Raw genomic sequence first — 19,804 nt, 5'->3', positions numbered from 1 at the left:
GGACACCGTCCCTCACCCCGTTTTCCGCCGGAACATCACCGCCGCCACCGTCAACGTGAACACGCTGATCACCGCCAGCGGGCCGATGAGTGTCAGGATCCTTTCGAACGAGGCATCCTTGAGGAAAACGCCCTTCACCACTTCCACGAAGTGCCGCACCGGGTTCGCCCACGTCACCGTCTGCAGCCAGGGCGGCATGTTCTCCACCGGTGAGCTGAAGCCGGACAGCAGCACCGCCGGCATCATGAACACGAAGGCACCGAGGAAGGCCTGCTGCTGCGTCTTGCTGATGGAGGAAATCATCAGCCCCACGCCCACCAGTGAGAGCGAGTAGAAAAACATCCCGCCATAGAGCAGCGGCAGGCTGCCGCGGAACGGCACCTGATAAACGAACACCGCCACCCCCAGGATCAGCGTCGCCTGGAAGAAGGCCACCAGCATCGCCGGCACCGCCTTGCCGATCATGATCATCTCCGGTGTCAGAGGGGAGACCAGCAACTGGTCGAAGGTGCCCTGTTCCCGTTCCCGCGCCACCGACAGCGCCGTCACGATCAGCGAGCCGATGGTCGTGATCACCGCGATCAGGTTCGGCAGGATGTAGTTCGGGTAGTCCAGCACCGGGTTGAACCAATTCCGCGTGACGATCTCCGTCGGCATCGTGCGCCCCTTCGCCTCCGCGCGATCCTTCAGGTAATCCTCCAGGATCGACTGCATGTAGCCGAACACAATCTGCGCGCTGTTCGAGCGCCTGCCGTCCAGCAACACCTGCACCGGAGCCGTTTCCCCCGCCGTGATCCTGCGGGAGAAATCCTCCGGGATCCGCACCGCCACAATCGCCTCGCGCGTGCCGATCACGTCCTCCACTTCCTTCTGACTTCCCACGCGGATGAACTCCGTGAACGCCCGGGATGCCGCGAAGCGCTGCATCAGCTCCACGGATGCCTGCCCGCTGTCCTGGTTGTATACGGCGATGGACGCGTTCTTGACCTCGAGCGTCGCCGCCGCGGGAAACAGGATCGACTGCATCACCACCGGCACGAACAGCAGCACGCGGCCCGACTTGTCGTTGAACAGCGAGCGCAGCTCTTTCACGACCAGCGAACGGATGCGGTTGAAAAAGTTCATTCCATCCTCCTTCCCGTCAGTTTCGCCGTCAGGCCGATGAAGAACGCGGAGGACGCCATCAGCATCAGGACCTCCGGCCACAGCAGCTTCCACTCCGCGCCCGCCTGGAAGATCGTCTGCATCGCATCCACGAAGTATCGCGCCGGAATCACGTGGGTGATCACCCGCAGCACCAGCGGCATGCTGGAGATTTCATAGATGAAGCCGGACAGCATCATCGCGGGGAGGAAGGCGGCATTGAGCGCAGCCTGCGCCGCATTGAATTGGTTCCGCGTCGCCGTTGAGATCGCCAGCCCGATCCCCAGAACGCTCAGCAGGAAAAACGAACCGATCACCCACAGCGCGAGGATGGATCCACGGAACGGCACGCCCATCACCCACTTCGCCATCGCCACACACAGCAGCAGCGAGACCATGCCCAGCACGTAGTAGGGGATGATCTTGCTCAACAGCAGTTCCGTGCGGGTGACCGGGGAGGCCAGCAGCGCCTCCATCGTCCCCCGCTCCCACTCACGCGCCACGACCAGAGAGGTGAGCAGCGCGCCGATGACGGTCATGATCACCGTGATGGAGCCGGGAATGAGGAAGTTCCGGCTCTCCGCGGACGGGTTGAACCAGTACCGCGGCTCCATGGAAATCTCCCGCTTCATTTCCAACCCCTTGTCCTCCGCCCGCTGCGCCTGCCACGTCTGCCACACGCCGTTCACCGTCGCACTGACGAACTGCGCGATGTTCGGTTCCGATCCATCCGCGACCACTTGCACCGGTGCGGTGTCATCCGGATGTTTCATCCGCCGTGAGAAATCTTCCGGGATGACCACAAAGCCGCGGATCTGCGAATCAATCATCGCCCGTTCCATCTTTTCCCGGGAGCCGAACGAATGGATCTCCAGGTAGGACGAACCCGTCAGCGCAGAGACGAACGCATCCGCCTCCTGCCCTTCATCCTCCACCCACAGGCCCACCCGCAATCTCGAGGAATCCAGGTTGATGCCGAAGCCGAAGATGAGAAGCATCAGCACCGGCAGGATGAACGCGATCAGGTTGCTGCTCGGATCCCGGAAGATCTGCAGCGTCTCCTTCCAGCACAGCGCCCGCAGCCGCCGCCAGGAGATCATGCCTCCTCCTTTCCTGTCACCAGACCGATGAACGCATCCTCCATCGTCGGATCCGGGTTGTCCTGCGTCGCCACCATTTCCTTCAGTTCATCCGGCGTGCCATTGGCGATGAGCTGACCGCGGAACACGAGGCCGATGCGGTCGCAGTACTCCGCTTCATCCATGAAGTGCGTGGTCACCATCACCGTCACACCGCGCTCCACCAACCCGTTGATGTGGGTCCAGAACTCCCGCCGCGTCACCGGGTCCACGCCGGATGTCGGCTCGTCCAGGAACAGGATGTCCGGCTCATGCATCACGGAACAGGCCAGCGCCAGCCGCTGCTTGTAACCCAGCGACAGCGAATCCGTCTTCGACTTCAGGAACGGTCCCAGGTGGAAGATGTCCGCCATGTCACGGCACTTATCCTTCCGCCGCCTGCCATTCAGTCCGTAGATCCCGGAGAAAAACTCCAGATTCTGCGCTACGGTCAGGCCGCCATAGAGGGAGAACTTCTGCGCCATGTAGCCCAGCTTCTGCCGGGCTTCGCCCGCACTGTGCCGCAGGTCCAGCCCCACCACGGACGCGCGGCCAGCCGTCGGCACCAGCAGGCCGCACATCATCTTGAAGGTGGTGGATTTCCCAGCGCCGTTGGGCCCCAGCAGGCCGTAGATCTCCCCGCGCTTCACCTTGAAACTCACCTGATCCGTCGCCGCGAAGTCGCCGAACTTCTTCGTCAGACTATCCGCCTCGATCACCACCGCGCCATCATCCGGGATCTCCGGCATGTGTTTTGCCAGCACGGACTCCCCTTCCGGCCCGCCTCCGAGCATATCGATGAACGCGTCCTCGAACCGCGGCGCCACCTCCGCCCATTCCGCACCACCCCCGGCCGTGATCTCATCCGGCGGAAACGCCCGCGCGCCTTTCTTCAGGGTGAGCCGCAGGTTGTGTCCCTGGATCGATCCGTCCGTCACCTCCGGCCGGGCCAGCGCGCGGGTGAGCAGCCGCCGTTTCCCCTCCGCGAGGTTCTTCAGATGAAAGACGCGCTTCTCCAGCGGGGCGGTCATCTCCGCTGGTGTGCCGGTGAAAAGCACCTTCCCCTCGTTGAGGACGATGGTCGTGCCGCAAAGCTCCGCCTCATCCAGATAGGCGGTGCTCCACACCACCGCGATCCCCTGCTCCACCAGATCCTCCACCATGCCCCACAGCTCTTTCCGCGAGATGGGGTCCACTCCCACGCCCGGTTCATCCAGCAGCAGCAGCTTCGGCTTCCCCAGCAGCGCGCAGGCCAGCCCGAGCTTCTGCTTCATCCCTCCCGAGAGTTTGCCCGCAAAGCGATCCGTGAACCGCTTCAGGTCCGTGAACTCCAGCAGGCGATCGAATGTTTCCTTCCTCTCCTCTCCGATGACGTCGCGCAGGTCCGCGTGCAGCGTGAGGTTCTCGATCACGGTCAGATCTTCATAAAGGCCGAACTTCTGCGGCATGTAACCCACCGCCGTCCGGATCGCCGCAGCCTCCTCCACCGGGTCGTGCCCCAGGGTGGAGATCCCGCCCTTGTCCGCTTCCAGCAGCCCTGCGATCAGCCGCAGCAGGGTGGTCTTCCCCGCGCCATCCGGCCCGGCGAGCCCGGTGATGACGCCCGTGCGGATCTCTCCGGAGACATCATCCAGCGCGGAACCCTCCATCCCTTTGAAGGTCTTCGTCACCCCGCGGAAACTGACCACGACTTCCGGCATCACTTCAGCGTCACGGTGACCGGCATGCCCTGCCGCAGTGTGCCATCCGTATCATCCACGATGATCCGCAGGCGATAGACCAACGATGTCCTCAGATGGGGTGTCTCCACCGACTTCGGCGTGAACTCCGCCCGTGGCGAAACAAAGCCGACCTTGCCATGGAACGGCTTGTTCGGCCGACCATCGGTGGAAAGCAGCACTTCGGTGCCAGGTGGCACCTGGCCGAGTTCCGTCTCATGAACGTAGGCGCGCACCCACACCGGATTCTCCAGAGAGATGGAAAGCACCGTCGCCCCCGCCTGGATGATGGTGCCCGGCTCCAGCGCACGCGTCATCAGAACGCCATCGGCAGGTGCTTTCAGCTCCGCATCCGCCAGCCGGATCTCCGCCGTCTCCAACGCGGCCTTTGCCTGCGCCACCTGTGCCTCCGCCGCCTGGATCTCCTCCACGCGGAAACCGGCCTCCAGTTGCTTCAGGTTCGCCTCCGACACCTTCACCCTCTGTGTCGCTTCCTCCAGGCCCGTCTGCGCGGTTTCCAGATCCTGCCTCGCGATGCTGCCGCCACGCACCAGTTCCGTCTGGCGGTCGAAGATACGCCGGGCGTTGTCCCGCGACGCGGTGTTCTGCGCGACGGTCGCCCGCGCCTGCTCGATCTCCTCCGCACGGTAGCCCGCTTTCTTCAACCGCAGGTCCGCCTCCGCCGTGGCGAGCGCGGCCTTCGCCTGCTCGATCTCCCGTTGGTAGGGCACCCCGTCGATCCGCGCGAGCAGCTCGCCCGCTTTCACGACGTCCCCTTCATCCTTCAGTACCTCCACCAGCTTCCCGCCCACCCGGAAACCCAGATCCACCCCGCGGATGTCCACATTTCCGTAAAGCGTCAGCGGCTCATGGTCATGACGGTATTTCCCGTAAAAATACCACCCACCCGCGGCGAGAGCGGCCAGCGCAACCAGCACGATGAGTCCTTTCTTCATTCCGATGCCTTTCCTTTCCTCGTGATCAGCGCGCCGCAGATGAAATCAACATGCTCGTCGATCACCCCTGCGATGAGTTCCGCGTGTTCCTTCTCCAGCTTCTCCACCCCCAGCCGCCGCAGGATCGTACTGCGCGCCACCGTGAATCCCAGCACCTGGCCGAAAAGCGCGTGCGAGCGGATGATCGCTTGGTGGGATTCCGGATCCTCCCCTGAAGCCGCTGCCAGCGTCCGGGTGAAAAATTCGTGCAAAGGTTTCATCCCCCGCGTGTAGAGCTTCTCGAATGCCGCCGTCGGCGATGCCTGCTCGCGGATCATCACGTTGCGCAGCTTGCCGATCTCGTTCCGTTCGAGGTGCTCCACCAGCAGCGTGCGGAGCATCCTCTTCAACAGGTCCGCCCCGCGCTCACCGGTCATCTGGCCGCTTTCGAGCAGTTGCTTCGCTTCGGCAGCCAGCCCGCCGAAGGCACCGCTGAGGTAGCGGATGATGCCCTCGATCACCTCGCCGTAAAGGTTCTCCTTGTTGCCGAAGTAGTAGGCGATCGCCGCCACATTCTGGCCGGCGGCATCGGCGATTTCCCGCACGGAGGCGTTCTCGTATCCCTTTTCCCCGATCTTCTCCAGGGCGGCCAGCAGCAGCCGCCGCTTTGCTTGCTCTCCCTTGGTCGGATTGGTTGCGAATAATTCAGCGTTCACGACACCAAATTAAACGACCGATCAATATTGTCAAACAGACGTCTAATTTTTACGGAAATCCCGTCTCATTCGGCAGTCGCGACGCGCTCATGGCGGTGGATCCAGACGCTCTGGACCAGCCCCAGGAGGAACATGCAGATGACCGCGAACGTGCCGGAATAGCTGACCAGCGGGAGGGGGATACCGGTGATGGGCATGAGCAGCACGCACATGCCGATGCTTTCGAACACGTGGGCGAAAAAGAGCGCGACCACCAGCGACGCCAGCAAACGTCCGGCCACATCCCGGCTGTAAAAGGCGATGAAAAGCCCCTGGATGAGCAGCAGCGCGAACGCGGTGATGAGCAGAAGGCTGCCGCGGAACCCGAGTTCCTCCGCGATCACGGCGAAAATATAGTCGTTGTGGGCGGTGTCCCGCGGGATGAAACCTTTCTCATGGAGGGAGGTCGGGGCCGTGGAGTTCCAGCCAACACCTTTCCACCCCGCCTTGCCAACGGCCATGGAGACGTTGTGCGGAGCGTAGGCCGGGCCGAGCAAGTCCACCTCCTCTTCGTTCAACATCCGCAGCCAGACGTCGATCCGTTCGGGACCCCGTTCGGACACCAGAGGCAGCGCGACAAAGTAGAGCAGAGGCAGCAGGCCGACGCCGATCAACGCCATGAACGACATATAGCGGAATGGCGCGCCACCGATGAGAAGCGCGACGATCGAGACCGGAATCCAGACCAGGGCTGATCCCATGTCGCCCATTTTCATCACGATGAAGAAAGGAACCGCCGCCAGCACGCCGATGAGGCCGATGCGGACAAATGGGGCCGCGAACCACCGGTGCAGCTTCGGCAGATCCTGGACCAGCCAGGCGATGAGCACGATGCCGGAGGAAATCCCGAGCTGGGCGGGCTGGAAACTGAAGCCGCCGATGACCAACCGGTGGACGTTGTCATCCTGCTGCATCGCCATGAGCATCAAGGTGATGCTTACGAGGTAGAAGGGAATCCCCAGCCAGCGGATCCACTTGTAGTCAATGAGCGCCGCACCGAAATAGACAACACTCCCGGCAAGGATCCACCATTTCTGCATGCTGGCGTAGTAACCGCCCGGGGAACCGTATTTCGTCAGGATGTCATGGCTGACGGAAAGGTGGCGGGCCGCGCTTTCGATCATGAACACGCCGAAAATCAGGAGCCCGTACATCACCAGCACGAGCACCCAGTTCATCCCCAGCAGTTTCCTCAAAAACGGAGTCATGAAGGCGCGAGCGCGACCATAGCCCGCCAGCAACCCATGGCAAGAAACGCCTGTGGGTTCCCTGACGATTCACTCCACAAACGGGTAGTAGCCTGTCCGGAACCTTGCCTCCCGGAAGCAAAACGGATAAAACGCGATTCCCCGCATCCGGGAGATGCATGCCATCTCCATCCGGCAAACCCAATCCCCATGAACCCTCGCAGCATCCTTGCGGCGGCTGTCTGTACCCTCTGCGGTCACCAGCACGCCAGCGCCACTCTCTTCGCGTATGATGGCTTTGACTACCAGTCGGTGGCGGAAGGCCAGACGCTGGTCGGGGTGAACCCGGCACTCCAAAGCGCGGGCAGCTCGGGGATCGGCTCCACCATCACCGGCGCCAGTGCCGCCGGCCAAGGTGGGACGTCCAACATCTACCAGTCCTCCGGTTTGACACTCGGATCCCTCCAGGTGAGGGGCGGACGGGGTCGCTACAAAAACACGGCGGGCGCGGCCTCGTTCATGGGCTATCAGTACCTCGGCCCCACCCTGCCCGCCGGGTCCACCTTCTACACCAGCCATCTGGTGAGGCTGGAGATGGAGAAGACGGTGAACTCGGTGATCAGCCTGCGGATGAACGCTTCCAATACGAGCGGAGCCGGCGATTCCTTCTTCGTGACGTATGCCGACACGGGAAGCACCAACTCGCTTGTGGCCACCCAGTATGGGAAATCAAGCGTGACGCCGACCACCACCGGAACCGGGGCCCTCGAGCTGGGTCCCACCTATCTGGTCATCGGAAAATTCACCAACGCCGGCGTCTCCGGGACCCGCACCGCGACCACCTACATCCTGAATGAGGCCCAATTCACCAACTATGCCGACGGAGGCTTCGGAGAGGCGGAGTGGGACGCCGTCACCACCTTCGGCACAGGGGCGGACCAACTGGTCGGAAGGGCCACCCAGACCTACAGCGGAGCGACCATTTACAACCTGAACAATGGCGGCGGCATCCAGTTCGGCATCGGCAATGCCGGCTCACCCGGGCAGGACGTTTCGTTCGACGAGATGCGCTGCGCTTCCACACTGGCGGAGGTGACCCCCACCGGTCCTCCGCCTCCGGAGCCGGACCCGGTGCTGGTCTCCCTCACCGTGGTCGATGCGGTCGCCACCGAACCCACCGCGCCGGCCCCCCTCACCGGGCGGTTCCAGATCAGCCGTCAGGACACTTCCATCCACCAAGTCACCATTCCGCTGGCGGTCTCCGGAACCGCGAAGAACGGCCGGGACTTCCACATCCCTACGTCCGTATTGATGCCGGCGAACATCAACACGATCATCATCGAGGTGAAACCAGCGGCGGATCGTGAAGTGGAGCCGGACGAAACGGTTATCCTCACCTTGCAACCCGGATCAGGCCATATTCTTGGGTCCGGCACCACTGGCACCGTGACCATCCAGGATGGACCACCCGGCACCCGCAGCCAGCTCATCGAGAATCTATCCGCAGGCATCCCGCAGAAGCTGGTGGTCTATGGAACCAGTCTGACGGAAGCAGGCGCGTGGACCAGCCAGGTGAAGGCCGGGCTGGACGCGGCCTACCCGGGCATGCTCACCCTCATCAACAGCGGGGGCAGAGGCCAGAATTCCCTCTGGGGGAAGAACAACCTGACCACCAAAGTCATCAACCAACTCGATCCGGACCTCCCCGGCACGGTGATGATCGAGTTCGCCGTCAATGACGCGGTGATCCGGACGAGCTACCACAGCGTCATCACTCCGGCGCAGGCGCGGGCCAACCTCGATCACATGCTCGACCGGATCCGAACGGAACGACCTTACGCGGAAGTGATCCTTCAGGTGATGAACCCGGTGATCAATGTGCCATCAAATCCCGAAGGGGCAACCCACCGGCCGAACCTCGCGCTCTGCCAACAGAACTACCGGGATGCCGGGAAGGAACGCGGTCTGATGGTGATCGACCACATGCCCGCCTGGCAGGCGCTTCTGGATCAGGGTGCATCCGTTTACGATGACTATGTCGGCGACGGGCTGCACCCCGGCAGCAACGGCTACCAGCTTTTCGTCACTCCGGTCATCCTGCGGGAACTGGGAGCCACCAACCAGCTCACGTCCGGAACCGTCATGTTGCGGGCGGACAACCAACGGACGGCGGAACCGTTGGCTGCCAGCGGAGCACCACGCTCATCGAAGATCACGCTCACCCGCGGAGGGCCCACCACGTCCGATCTCACCGTGTCCCTAACCCTGGGGGGAACCGCCACCAACGGAACGGACCACGGCAGTCTCCCCATCTCGGTCGTGATCCCTGCGGGCGCGGATTCCGCCTCCCTCGATTTCATCCCGCTCCCCGATTCCCTCGCGGAGGGGGAAGAAACATTCACCATCGGCATCTCGGCGGGTGCGGGATACACCCTCGCATCTCCGAACAAAGCCTCACTGTTGATCGAGGACCTGCCTTTCGACCATTGGAGGAAAAGCCGGTTCACCGCCGCCGATCTGCTGGATCCGCTGGTTTCCGGAGACAACGCGGATCCCGACCATGACGGCATCGCCAATCTTCTGGAATTTCTGACCAACCACGGACCGAAGTCCGCGGACCATGGTGGAGCGGCCATCCAGGGAACCGAATCAATTTCGGGACAAACCTATCTCACCCTCACCTATGACTGTGTCACAGGCAACGGACTGACCGACCTGGTCCAGACGTCTGTTGATCTGAGCACTTGGCGCGACGGCGCGGGATTCGTCGAGGAAACGGAGTTGAGCGACACGGGTCTGATCCGGAAAATGAAAGCGCGTTCGCTGGTCCCCATCGGTGGCGGCAAGGAATTCATCCGGCTCAAGGCGGTGAGGGAACCTTGACCTGCTTCACAAATCCCCTCGTGCATGTTTGTGGCGCGGCCACCGGACATGATACCCGTGCGGAAGCACGCGCATGATCGACTGGATCCTCCACCGTCCTCCCCACCCGTCCATCCACAAGATCAAGGGCCTCGACTCGAAGGCGGTCATCGTCATCGGCCTGGTCGCCGATGCGGACCTGGAGAGCGACTATGACTCCTACTCCTGGTTCATGGCCGTGAGCCGTGCCAGGCAATTGCTGGCGGTGGTGGTGTGAGGAGGGAGTAAGGAGGGTGGACACTCTTGTCCACCGGCGGCATTGGGAACTCATAGCAAAGGCATCGCCGGGATAGATCTACTGTCATTCCCTTCGTCAATGCCGTCGGAGGACAGGAATGAGAACCCAGCGGGGATGGCGGCTCTACCTATATGTCGATCCTTGGTGGCCCTTTCCACCGGCGGCATTGGCGGATAAAAAAAGGGAGCGGATTTCTCCGCTCCCTTTGATAATGGGTTCCTGTTGCAACCGGAGGACAAGAATGGGAGAGAAGCGGACATAGCGGCTCTGCCGCAATGTCCTCCCTCCTCAGCCGCCGACGGCTTTGAGAGAGACGAGGTACTCTACGAGCGAGGTGAACTCTTCAAGGGTCAGCGTGCCGCCGAGGCCCGGAGGCATCATGGAAGTCGGCAGTTCCTTCTCTTCCTTCACATCGGCGCGGTTGATCTTGCTGGCCTGACCGGCGATGTCGCGCAGCGAGATGACACCATCCGCCTCACCGGTGACAAAGCCCATGTGCATGGTCTTGCCATCCTTCATCGCAAAGGTCGCGGTGCGGAAGCCCTGGGCGACGACCTTGTTCGGATCCAGAACGGAATCGATGAGGTAGTCGCGGGTGAACTTGGCACCTGCGGCACCAAGGTAAGGTCCCTTCTGCTCCGCTTTCGGGTCGATGGCGTGGCAGGCGATGCAGCCCTGGGCGGTGTAGAGGCGTCCGCCAACCTTCACGTCACCCTTGTTCTCCATCGCGTGCTTGAACACGTCCGCGACGGGAAGCTCGGCGACTTTCTTGCCGGCGCCGCCGGATGCACCCGCCTCCTTCGCGGCCTTCGCGGCATCGATGAGGATGCGGTTGTCACTGTTCATCCCGACTTCGATCTGCTTGTCGAAACCGGAGAGTTTCAGGTCCGTGATGGCCTGGAAGAAGCCGATCTCGCGCGGGTTCTTGTCGATGCCCTTCTTGATCTTGCCCTTCACGTCATCCTTGGCCAGCGGGCTCTTGTAGACGGTGAGGAGGGAGGTCCAGACGATGCGGCTTCCGGCATCACCGGCGCTGGAGCCGAGCTTCAGCAGGGCGTCCACTTCCTTGCCGCGTGACGGGTCGTTGATGAAGTCCCTGACGCTCTGCGATGCGGCGTCCGGGATGTTCGCCTCACCAGACCACTGGGCGAGGATGTTCACCGCGGAGTTCAGCGCGCCTTCGCCACCGGCCTTCTTGAGGGCGGCGTAGCAGGCGATGCGCTGTTCCCACGCGCGCTTCGGATCCTTCGCGGCGTCCTCCAGAACGGTGTGCTGGCCGCCGAAGAGCTTGTCGGAATCCAGCGCGATGATCACCGGATCGAGGTTGCCGAGCTTGAGGTCACCGAGCGGGATGCGGTTCTTCGCGATGACCTGCACCAACGGCATCTGCGAGGCCTCCGGCAGTTTGGCGAAGGTGCTTTCGATGGCCGCCTTGACCTTCGGGGTGCCTTCCCAGGTGACCGGGTTGTAGTAGGGTCCGCGGTCATCCGGACGGGTGCTCCACCAATCCTTCAGGTCCCACTGCTTCTCGATGTTGTAGAGACGTGCGAGTGTGCCGACGACACCTTCGAGGACGGCTTTGTCCTGGGTGCCGGCGGAGATGGCGATGACGCCGTCCACCACTTCCATGCCGTGGATCTCCTGGAGCGCGCGCAGGGCATAGTCACGCTGGCCCGCGTCCTTCGTCACGCCGGCGAGCAAGGGCTTCACATCCTTGATGGCGGCGAGCGCTTTGACGGCGGTGTGGGGCAGGCGGTAGTGCTCGCCCTTGCCGAGCTTCGATGCGTCACGGGACCATCCGGCCGAAGCTTCAAGAATGGCCGTCGTGGAACCGGGGGCCTTTTCCTTCAGGCGGGAAAGACCGACGAGCGCCTGCTGGACGACCCGCGGGTTCTTGTCCTTCAGCGCATCCAGGTATGGCTTGGCGGGGATGCCATCCAGTTCACCCAGACGGTCGGTGGCGGCACGCAGGACGAACTCACGGACGACATCATCCGAAACGAGCTCAAGCAGCGGCTTGTTCGCCTCTTTGCCGAAGAGTTGCTTGAGCGTGAAGATGGCGGCGACACGGGAGTAGGCCTCCTGCTTGGAGTCCTTCGCGATGGCCAGGATGCCCTGGGCGAACGGAGGCTTCTTGCCACGGGCGATGATCTCGCGCTGGGCTTCCAGGCGCTGCACGCCGCTGCGGGATGCGAGCAGCGGGATGAGCTGCTCGTCCGTCGCCTTCGTCACATCGACGTAAGCGGCGGGTTTTTCACCGGGGACGATGACCTGCTGGACGAAGCCGATCTGCTTGTTCTTGTCGTAGTTGAACGCACCGTTGCGCCAGTCCGCAAGATAGAGGCGGGAGAAGCCGTCCACGTCGATGTCAACGGCGCGGGGAAGTTTCTCGAAGACTTCCTGCCCGGTGACGAAGGTGGCCTCGAAGGGCTTCATCGGGTGGGAATAGACGTTACCGGTGGTCCAGTCCGTCGTGTAGGTCATGTCACCGTAGTTCTTCGGGAAACCCGGCTCATGGAGGTAGAGGCCGCCGGTGCCGGAACCACCACCGTAGTCCGCGAGCGGCAGCGCCGTTTCATCCGCGAAGTTCTGGTAAAGACGGGGATAGCCGGCGTCCGCCAGATGGGTGAAGTGGTGGAAGCGGGTGTTCCAGCCCTTGCCGTCGTTGGTGTTGTCCCGGGAGAAAAGATCGAGATACGGGGAAATGGCGACGTCGCAGATGTTGCGGGTCATCACCGTGTAGAGTTCCAGGTCGGAGCCATCCGGACGGACCCGGGCGACACCGCCGCCCTGGAGGGTCACGCGCTTCCCGTCCGCGCCGACGGCGTCCGGCATGCCGAAGTCACCGACGGCGACATACAACCAGCCGTCGATGCCCATGCGCACGCCGTTGGTGGTGTGGTCCGCACCGCGGGGGTGCTCGATGCCCCAGCCGAACCCTTTCACCAGTTGCTTTTTCTCATCCGCAACGCCATCGCCGTTGGTGTCCCGGAAGGCGCTGAGGTACGGCGGGTGGATGAGGTAGAAGGTGCCGCCCGTGTAGTGGCCGCCGCGGGGGCTGTCCACATCCGGCACGAAGTCCACGAACTCGTCCGCCTTGCCGTCGTTGTTGGTGTCGCGTGCACGGACGATTTTGCCGAAATTCTTCTCATGGCCCAGCGAGCCGTTCTTGTCGGAAGAGACATAGACGTCGCCGTTGGCGGCGGCGCTGACGGCGGTGGAATACTCGAGCTGCGGCGGGCCGCCGAACTCGCGGATCACGAATCCTTCGGGCAGTGCGCTGGACAGCGCGGGTGCGGCGAGGATGACGGTTGGGATCAGTCTGCTTGGTCGCATGGGTCGGGGTTATACGGAGAGTAATTGTGTTTTCCTCAGGGAAATAGCACAGGTGACTTGAAATTGATGGAGAGCGTGGACAAATCAAGCCACATGACGCAGGCATTCATACTGGGAGCGGGACTCGGGACAAGACTCAGGCCGCTGACCGACCATCTCCCCAAGCCGTTGGTACCACTGCACCAGCGCCCGCTGGCGGCGTGGACGGTGGACGCCTGCGAGCGTGCCGGCGTCAGCCGCTTCGCCATCAACACCCACCACCTCCCGGAAGCGTGGGAGGGATTCGGCGGCGGAAAGGACATCACGTTTTTCCACGAGCCTGTCCTGCTTGAAACGGGCGGAGGCCTGAAAAACATCGAAGGCTGGATCCGGGACGAGCCGCTGCTGGTCCACAATGGTGACATCTACTCCACCCTGCCGTTGCATGAACTGGTGACGGCGCACAAAGCCTCCGGCCTGCCGGTCACGCTGGCGGTGAGATCCTTCGGCGAGGCCCGGCACATCGCCCTCAACCATATCGAGGACCGGGTGACGGACATCCGTGGGATGTTGGGCAAGGCGGAGGGAACACATGTGTTCACCGGTATTTATTGTATCAATCCGGTGTTCCTCGAAATGCTGCCAAAGGACGAAAAAATTTCGGTGATCCCCGCATTTCTGGAACTCGCCCGGGAAGGAAAGCTGGGCGCGGTGGTGCTGGACGAGGGGGAGTGGCTGGACCTCGGCGAGCGGGAATCCTACCTGGAAGCCCACGGCAAGCTGGCACTGGCGGATGCCATCCACCCGTCCGCGAAGGTGGACGGAGCGAAGATCGAACGATCCGTTGTGGGTGAAGGCGCGGTCATCGGAGCCGGTGCGGAGGTGATCGACTCCGTGATCTGGGCCGGAAGCCAAGTCTTGCCGGGCGCACGGTTGGAGCGGTGCATCGTCTGCTCCGGCACGCCGGTGAGCGGGCAGCATGTTGACGAAGATATGTAATAAAATCCGGAAAAAGGCGGATTTACGCCAATTTTCCGGGGCTTACGCGATTGCGGGTATTGTTAGGGCAGGTGCGGATTCATAACATCCGGACGCTATCCCCCCCACCTCATGACCTATCTCCACGCCCCCCCGGCGGAGAAGGATATCCATGCCGACACCCGTCGGAAGCGTATATTTTTCTCCCCATCCCTCCCCTTTCTGCTGCTGGCCATCGCGATCCTTCCGTTTGAAGGCGACGCCGGAACCATCCACTGGGGGAGCAAGGGATATGTCGAGAACGCCGACAGCAAGGGTCGCACCTGGGATAGTGGATATTCCATGACCATCGGCATGTTCCGTGAGGGTTTCACACCCACTTTCGAAAACCGTGAACGCTGGACCACGGAGTGGCGCGAACTCGGAACGGCAGTCTATGATGCCGAGGAGCGGCGCTTTGCCGGAACGGTGGAGACCGATGCCCATGGCGATGTCCCCGCCGGAGCGAAGATCCATTTCTGGGCGAAGAACGGCGATGACCTGACGAAAGGCCCGGAGTGGGTGCTGATGACCAGCGCCCCGTGGAAGTGGCCCGCCGCAACCTCCACAGTGGCACCCGCCATCGTGTGGACGACGGACGAGCATTCGATTTCCCTCGTCGTCGGTGATGCGGGCAGGAATGGAAAGCACCTCATCAGCCGGGCGCTGCGGCCTGTCCCCGTGCCGGAGTCCACCTGGCTGGCGGAACATTTCGGCAAGGATACGGACGCCATGGCGGCGGACCTGGACCCGGACGGTGATGGCCTGCCGAACGCACTGGAGTATTTCCTGGGCACCGATCCGACGGATGCCTCCGCCTCCGGATCTCCCGTGCTGGAGGCGACGGGAGATGAGGTGAAGCTGAAGCTCGCGCGCAATCCCTACGCGGAAAGCGGCTACATCCTGGAGGCCAGCGAGGACCTTACGACCTGGCACCCGGTGGATCACGACCTGCTCACGGACCGCCCGGACCTGGTGGAAACCTCCGTCACGAAGGACCCGGCGAAGCCGACGCTCTTCTTCCGCTTCACCCTCAAGCCAGCCGTGAAATGAAAAAGTTCCTCCTCACGCTGGCAGTGATGCTTTCCCTCCCCGCGATCTGCGGAGCCGCCCCCGGCCTGGACGCCCCGCAGCCGGTCGGCGCCTATCTCAACGGCGTCTTCCCGCAGACCACCCCCGGTCCCACCGGAACCTGGGGGGTCGAGGACGCATTCCCGAACCTCACGTTCGTCGATCCGGTCCGGATGATCAAGGACCCGACGAGCGCGGCCCATGTCTACATCATCTGCCGGAACGGGGAGATCTGGAGGATCCCGTTCTCCTCGACCGCGACATCGGCGCAGAAAGTCAGGTTCCTCGACCGCAAGGCGAACACCTGGGGCTACTGGGACACCGGGATGCTCTCCATGGCATTCCACCCGGAGTTCGGCGTGGCGGGCAGCCCCAACCGCGGCTACGTCTACGTCTTTTACCAATACATCCCCACCGCCATCTCGAATGACGTCAATTCATCCTCCTACATGCGGGTGCCCCGCTTCACGGTACCGGATGGATCGACGGTGGCTGACCCGGCTTCCGAGTATGTGCTGATCCAGCAATACGACCGCCACAACTGGCATGGCGGCGGGGGCATGTTCTTCGCGCCGGACGGCTTCCTCCACATCGTGATCGGCGATGAAGGGGACGCGAACGATTCCCACGGCGTCGGGCAGAAGATCAACTCCCGGCTTTTCAGCGGCATCCTCAGGATCGACGTGGACCGGAATCCGGAAAAGTCCCACCCCATCCGCAGGCAGCCGGTCCAGCTCAGCATGCCGAGCGGCTGGCCCCAGAGCTACACGCAGGGCTACTACATCCCCAATGACAATCCATGGCAGGACCCCGCCGGCGGCATCCTGGAGGAGTTCTGGTCGATCGGCACGCGCAGTCCTTACTCGATGCACTTCGACAAGGCGACGGGTGACATCTGGATCGCGGAAGTCGGGCAAGGGACGCGGGAGGAAATCACCATCGCCAAAAAGGGCGGCAACCACCAGTGGCCCTACAAGGAAGGCCTGGCCAACGGACCGAAGGCCAAGCCCGCCAATCTCATCGGCGAGGACAACCCGCCGGTCTATGACTACGGGCGCTCGATGGGTGGCTGCATCATCGGCGGGATCGTCTACCGGGGTTCGCTCCACTCCGGCTCCCTGACCGGGAAGTACATTTTCGGCGACCACAACACGAAGGCGATCTATGCGCTGAACCGCCCGCAGGGAGCCGCCGCATCCGCCGAGTATCTGACCGAAGTGAAACGCTCCGGCGGAACGAAGGCCGGACTGTCCGGCATCTGCGAGGGGCCGGACGGTGAGGTGTATTTCATGGAGCTGGGGAACACCGGCGCGGACACCGGAAAGATCTACAAGCTGGTGCGGACCGGCGGCGCGGTCGCGGATCCGCCGCAGTTGCTGTCACAGACCGGAGCTTTCAGCAACCTGGCCACCCTGACCCCGGCCCAGGGGCTCATCCCCTACGATGTGAACTCCCCGCTGTGGACGGACGGTGCGGCGAAGAAGCGCTGGATCGCCATTCCCAACAACGGCACCCACAACACGGCGGCGGAGCGGGTGACCTACAGTGAGACCGGCGCGTGGAAATTCCCCGTGGGGACGGTGCTGGTGAAGCACTTCGCCCTGCCGGTGGACGAGCGGAACCCTTCCATCGTGAAGCCCGTCGAGACACGGTTCTTCGTCCATGGGTCGAACGGGACGTACTACGGCGTGACCTACCGCTGGAACGAGGCGGGCACGGATGCCCAGCTCATGACCGGAGGCGGATCACGCGAGATGACCGTGACCAAGACCGACGGGACGACGCGGACGCAGCGTTGGGATTTTCCCAGCAGGTCGGACTGCCGGACCTGCCACACCACCGCATCGGACAACGTGCTGGGCCTGCGCTCCCACCAGCTCGCGGGGGATCACTACTACTCCCTGACCGGCAGGACGTCCGACCAACTGGAGACGTGGAACGCGCTGGGGATCTTCGGCACGTCGTTCGGCTCCAGGAATCCGGCCACGCTTCCGCGCGCGGTCGATCCGCACGATCCACATGCATCGCTGGACCAGAGGGTGAAGTCCTACCTGGATGCGAACTGCTCCCACTGCCACCACCCGAGCGGCGTCTCCGCGAACTTCGATGCGACCTTCAGCACCCCGCTTTTCGCACAGGGCATCGTCGGCGGCCTCATCAACCGGCCGATCAACGGGCAGACGGACAAGGTGGTGGACCCGGGCAACGTCGCCCGTTCCCTGCTGCACGGCCGGTTCTCCGTGACAGGTGCCAACCAGATGCCCCCGCTGGGCAAGAACCTGGTGGATGAAAAGGCGGTCGCGCTGGTGGAGGACTGGATCCGCAGCCTGGACAGCGAGGGTTTCGCCGACGCCTCCTTCGGCATCCGGGGTGACTACTATACGGGGCGTAATTTCAACACGCTCGCCTTCTCGCGGGTGGACACGGCGGTGAACTTCAACTGGGAGAACGCATCCCCGGGCATCGGAACCGGCGAGGACGACTTCTCCGTGCGCTGGCAGGGGAAACTCATCCCACCGGCGACGGGCACCTACACGCTGCATGCCACCGGTGACGACGGCATCCGCGTGAAGATCAACGGCAGCTACGTGATCAACGCGTGGATCGACCAGCCACCGACGGAACACAGTGGCACGGTGACCCTGACCGCAAACCAGGCGGTCGATCTGGTGGTGGAATACTACGAAGCCACCGGCGGCTCCGTGGCCTCCCTCGCATGGACCGGACCGGGTATCTCCAAGCAGGCGATCCCGGCGTCCGCCTACCGCCTCTCGCAACCCTTCAACGCCGCCCCCGTCGCACGGAATGACGCCTTCACCGTGACGCACGGCGCATCCTCCACGCTGAACGTGCTGGCGAATGACGACGACGGCGACGCGCCGCTGGGCATCCATGGTGTGGCGATCAAGACCCCACCGGCCCACGGCACCGTGAGGATCGACGGGGCGGGTAAACGCCTGGTCTACACCCACGACGGCCTCTCCTCCCGCAGTGATTCCTTCACCTACACGGTGACGGACCCGGAGGGGACGACATCCGGCACCGCGACGGTGACGCTCTCCATCCCGTTCGACTTCGCGGCATGGGCGGCATCCACGCCAGGCGCGGGCAGTGCGACCGCCAACGGCGACGGCGACCTCTATCCCGACCTGCTGGAATTCGCTCTGGGCGGCTCTCCACAGAGTGGTGCATTCGCCGGAGGGGAGCCGCTGGCATTGGTGGAGGAAGGCGGGGCGGTATCGTTCACGGTCCGCCGTCCGGTGGACCTGAGCGGAGTTCGCTACGAGGTCTTCACCAGCCCGGATCTGGTGACATGGACGCTGGCGGGGACGCCGGTCATTTCGCCGGATGGCAGCGGGTATGAGAAGCTGGCTTTCCAGGGCCTGGAAAGACGCCCCGGCACCAGTGCGGACAGTGGGTTCGCGCGGCTGAAGGTGACACTGGAACCGGCCGGCGGCAGCGCGGTGACCCTGCCGTTGGGCTGGCTGGCGGCGGAAATCGGCGCAGGCACGCGCACGCTGGGAAATCCGTTCAGGAACGTCGTGTTCTCGTCCAAGGTGACGTCAGTCACCGGCAACAAGCTGAAGGTGATGGGAGAGCCGCCCGCAGCCACCGGCTATGTCGAGATCACCACCGGCAGCCATGAGGGCAGACGGTTCGACGTCACCTCCATCTCCGGAAGCGAGATCCAGTTGTCAGGCACGCCGCCGGATCTGGCGGGCGCGGGGCTGGTCCTGTGCGAACACCACACGCTGGGCGGGACATTCCCGAAGGAGTTGTTCAGAGGCTCCACCAACCCGGGCGAGGCGGACCAGGTGCAGTTCTACGTGAATGACGGCAGTTCCCAGCCGAGGTTCGAGCTTTTCTACCTGCTGGACGCACGTCCCGGAAACGCGACGCACCAGTGGCGCGCCTTCGTCCCCGGCGGCGGCGACCGTGGCGGCAGGATCATTTCCGCAGGAGAGGGCGTTTTCGTGAAACGTCAGGCGGGCGTGCCCACCACCCGGATCGTCCTGCGCGGCCAGGTGCGGGGGAATGCATTCCGCCAGACGCTCCGGCAGGGTGTGAACCTCACCGCATCCCCCTTTCCGCTGCCGATGACTCCCCGGCAACGCGGCATGTGCGATCCATTGGCGGGATTCACCCCGTCCACCAATGTGGGCAATGCCGACCAGTTCCAGCTCATGCGGAACAGTGCGTTCAGGATCTTCTACCTGCTCGACCACCCGACCCTCGCGGACCCGTGGCGGGAAACCGTGCCGGGCAGCCCGGACAACAGCGATCTCCCCATCTTCGCGCCCGCGGAAGCCGCATTTATGAAGCGTAACCAGGCTTCCAATCTCCATCTCGTCCCGCTACCCTGGAATCCCTGACACCCCCCGAAC

12 protein-coding genes are annotated in these 19,804 nt (G+C 63.2%); 5 read left to right on the top strand and 7 right to left on the bottom strand.

What is annotated here, in order from left to right; genetic code table 11:
* Window positions 1-12: 12 nt before the first annotated feature.
* From OVA24_RS05065 to OVA24_RS05040, 6 genes are all read right to left on the bottom strand, one after another.
* Window positions 13-1,125 carry an ABC transporter permease gene (locus OVA24_RS05065; RefSeq protein ID WP_267674100.1) on the bottom strand — a complete coding sequence of 371 codons (1,113 nt, stop codon included), beginning with the start codon at window positions 1,123-1,125 and terminating at the stop codon, window positions 13-15.
* Window positions 1,122-2,243: an ABC transporter permease gene (locus tag OVA24_RS05060; RefSeq protein ID WP_267674099.1), complete on the bottom strand. Its 1,122-nt coding sequence runs from the start codon at window positions 2,241-2,243 to the stop codon at window positions 1,122-1,124. Before OVA24_RS05060 ends, OVA24_RS05065 begins: the two co-directional genes overlap by 4 nt.
* Window positions 2,240-3,961 (bottom strand): ATP-binding cassette domain-containing protein, encoded by a 1,722-nt coding sequence (locus OVA24_RS05055; RefSeq protein ID WP_267674098.1) that lies wholly within the window; start codon window positions 3,959-3,961, stop codon window positions 2,240-2,242. Before OVA24_RS05055 ends, OVA24_RS05060 begins: the two co-directional genes overlap by 4 nt.
* Window positions 3,961-4,935 (bottom strand): secretion protein HlyD, encoded by a 975-nt coding sequence (gene hlyD, locus OVA24_RS05050; RefSeq protein WP_267674097.1) that lies wholly within the window; start codon window positions 4,933-4,935, stop codon window positions 3,961-3,963. The genes OVA24_RS05055 and hlyD overlap by 1 nt, the downstream gene beginning before the upstream one ends.
* Complete coding sequence (gene cecR, locus OVA24_RS05045; RefSeq protein WP_267674096.1) at window positions 4,932-5,630, bottom strand: CerR family C-terminal domain-containing protein; 699 nt, start codon at window positions 5,628-5,630, stop codon at window positions 4,932-4,934. Before cecR ends, hlyD begins: the two co-directional genes overlap by 4 nt.
* A gap of 65 nt (window positions 5,631-5,695) precedes the next feature.
* Window positions 5,696-6,877 (bottom strand): FtsW/RodA/SpoVE family cell cycle protein, encoded by a 1,182-nt coding sequence (locus tag OVA24_RS05040; RefSeq protein ID WP_267674095.1) that lies wholly within the window; start codon window positions 6,875-6,877, stop codon window positions 5,696-5,698.
* Window positions 6,878-7,066: 189 nt separating this feature from the next.
* On the opposite strand from OVA24_RS05040, the gene OVA24_RS05035 reads away from it, so the two are divergent.
* Complete coding sequence (locus OVA24_RS05035; protein ID WP_267674094.1) at window positions 7,067-9,739, top strand: GDSL-type esterase/lipase family protein; 2,673 nt, start codon at window positions 7,067-7,069, stop codon at window positions 9,737-9,739.
* 73 nt (window positions 9,740-9,812) lie between these two features.
* Window positions 9,813-9,995, top strand: a complete 183-nt coding sequence (locus OVA24_RS05030) for a hypothetical protein (RefSeq protein WP_267674093.1) — start codon at window positions 9,813-9,815, stop codon at window positions 9,993-9,995.
* Between the two features lie 309 nt (window positions 9,996-10,304).
* On the opposite strand, the gene OVA24_RS05025 is transcribed toward OVA24_RS05030, so the two are convergent.
* The gene (locus tag OVA24_RS05025; RefSeq protein ID WP_267674092.1) at window positions 10,305-13,352 is read right to left on the bottom strand and encodes a DUF7133 domain-containing protein; all 3,048 of its coding nucleotides are present in this window, start codon (window positions 13,350-13,352) and stop codon (window positions 10,305-10,307) included.
* Window positions 13,353-13,418: 66 nt separating this feature from the next.
* Between OVA24_RS05025 and OVA24_RS05020 the strand changes: the two genes are divergently transcribed.
* The 3 genes from OVA24_RS05020 to OVA24_RS05010 all read left to right on the top strand — a co-directional run bounded on the left by OVA24_RS05020 (window position 13,419) and on the right by OVA24_RS05010 (window position 19,792).
* Window positions 13,419-14,330, top strand: a complete 912-nt coding sequence (locus tag OVA24_RS05020; protein WP_324287897.1) for a nucleotidyltransferase family protein — start codon at window positions 13,419-13,421, stop codon at window positions 14,328-14,330.
* A gap of 111 nt (window positions 14,331-14,441) precedes the next feature.
* The gene (locus tag OVA24_RS05015; RefSeq protein ID WP_267674090.1) at window positions 14,442-15,401 is read left to right on the top strand and encodes a thrombospondin type 3 repeat-containing protein; all 960 of its coding nucleotides are present in this window, start codon (window positions 14,442-14,444) and stop codon (window positions 15,399-15,401) included.
* The gene (locus OVA24_RS05010; protein WP_267674089.1) at window positions 15,398-19,792 is read left to right on the top strand and encodes a PA14 domain-containing protein; all 4,395 of its coding nucleotides are present in this window, start codon (window positions 15,398-15,400) and stop codon (window positions 19,790-19,792) included. The genes OVA24_RS05015 and OVA24_RS05010 overlap by 4 nt, the downstream gene beginning before the upstream one ends.
* Window positions 19,793-19,804 lie beyond the last annotated feature (12 nt).

The sequence above is a fragment of the Luteolibacter sp. SL250 genome (genome assembly GCF_026625605.1).
GTDB lineage: Bacteria > Verrucomicrobiota > Verrucomicrobiia > Verrucomicrobiales > Akkermansiaceae > Luteolibacter.
Note: the sequence above shows the minus strand (reverse complement) of the source record. Positions and strands in the feature narration are given on the sequence as shown.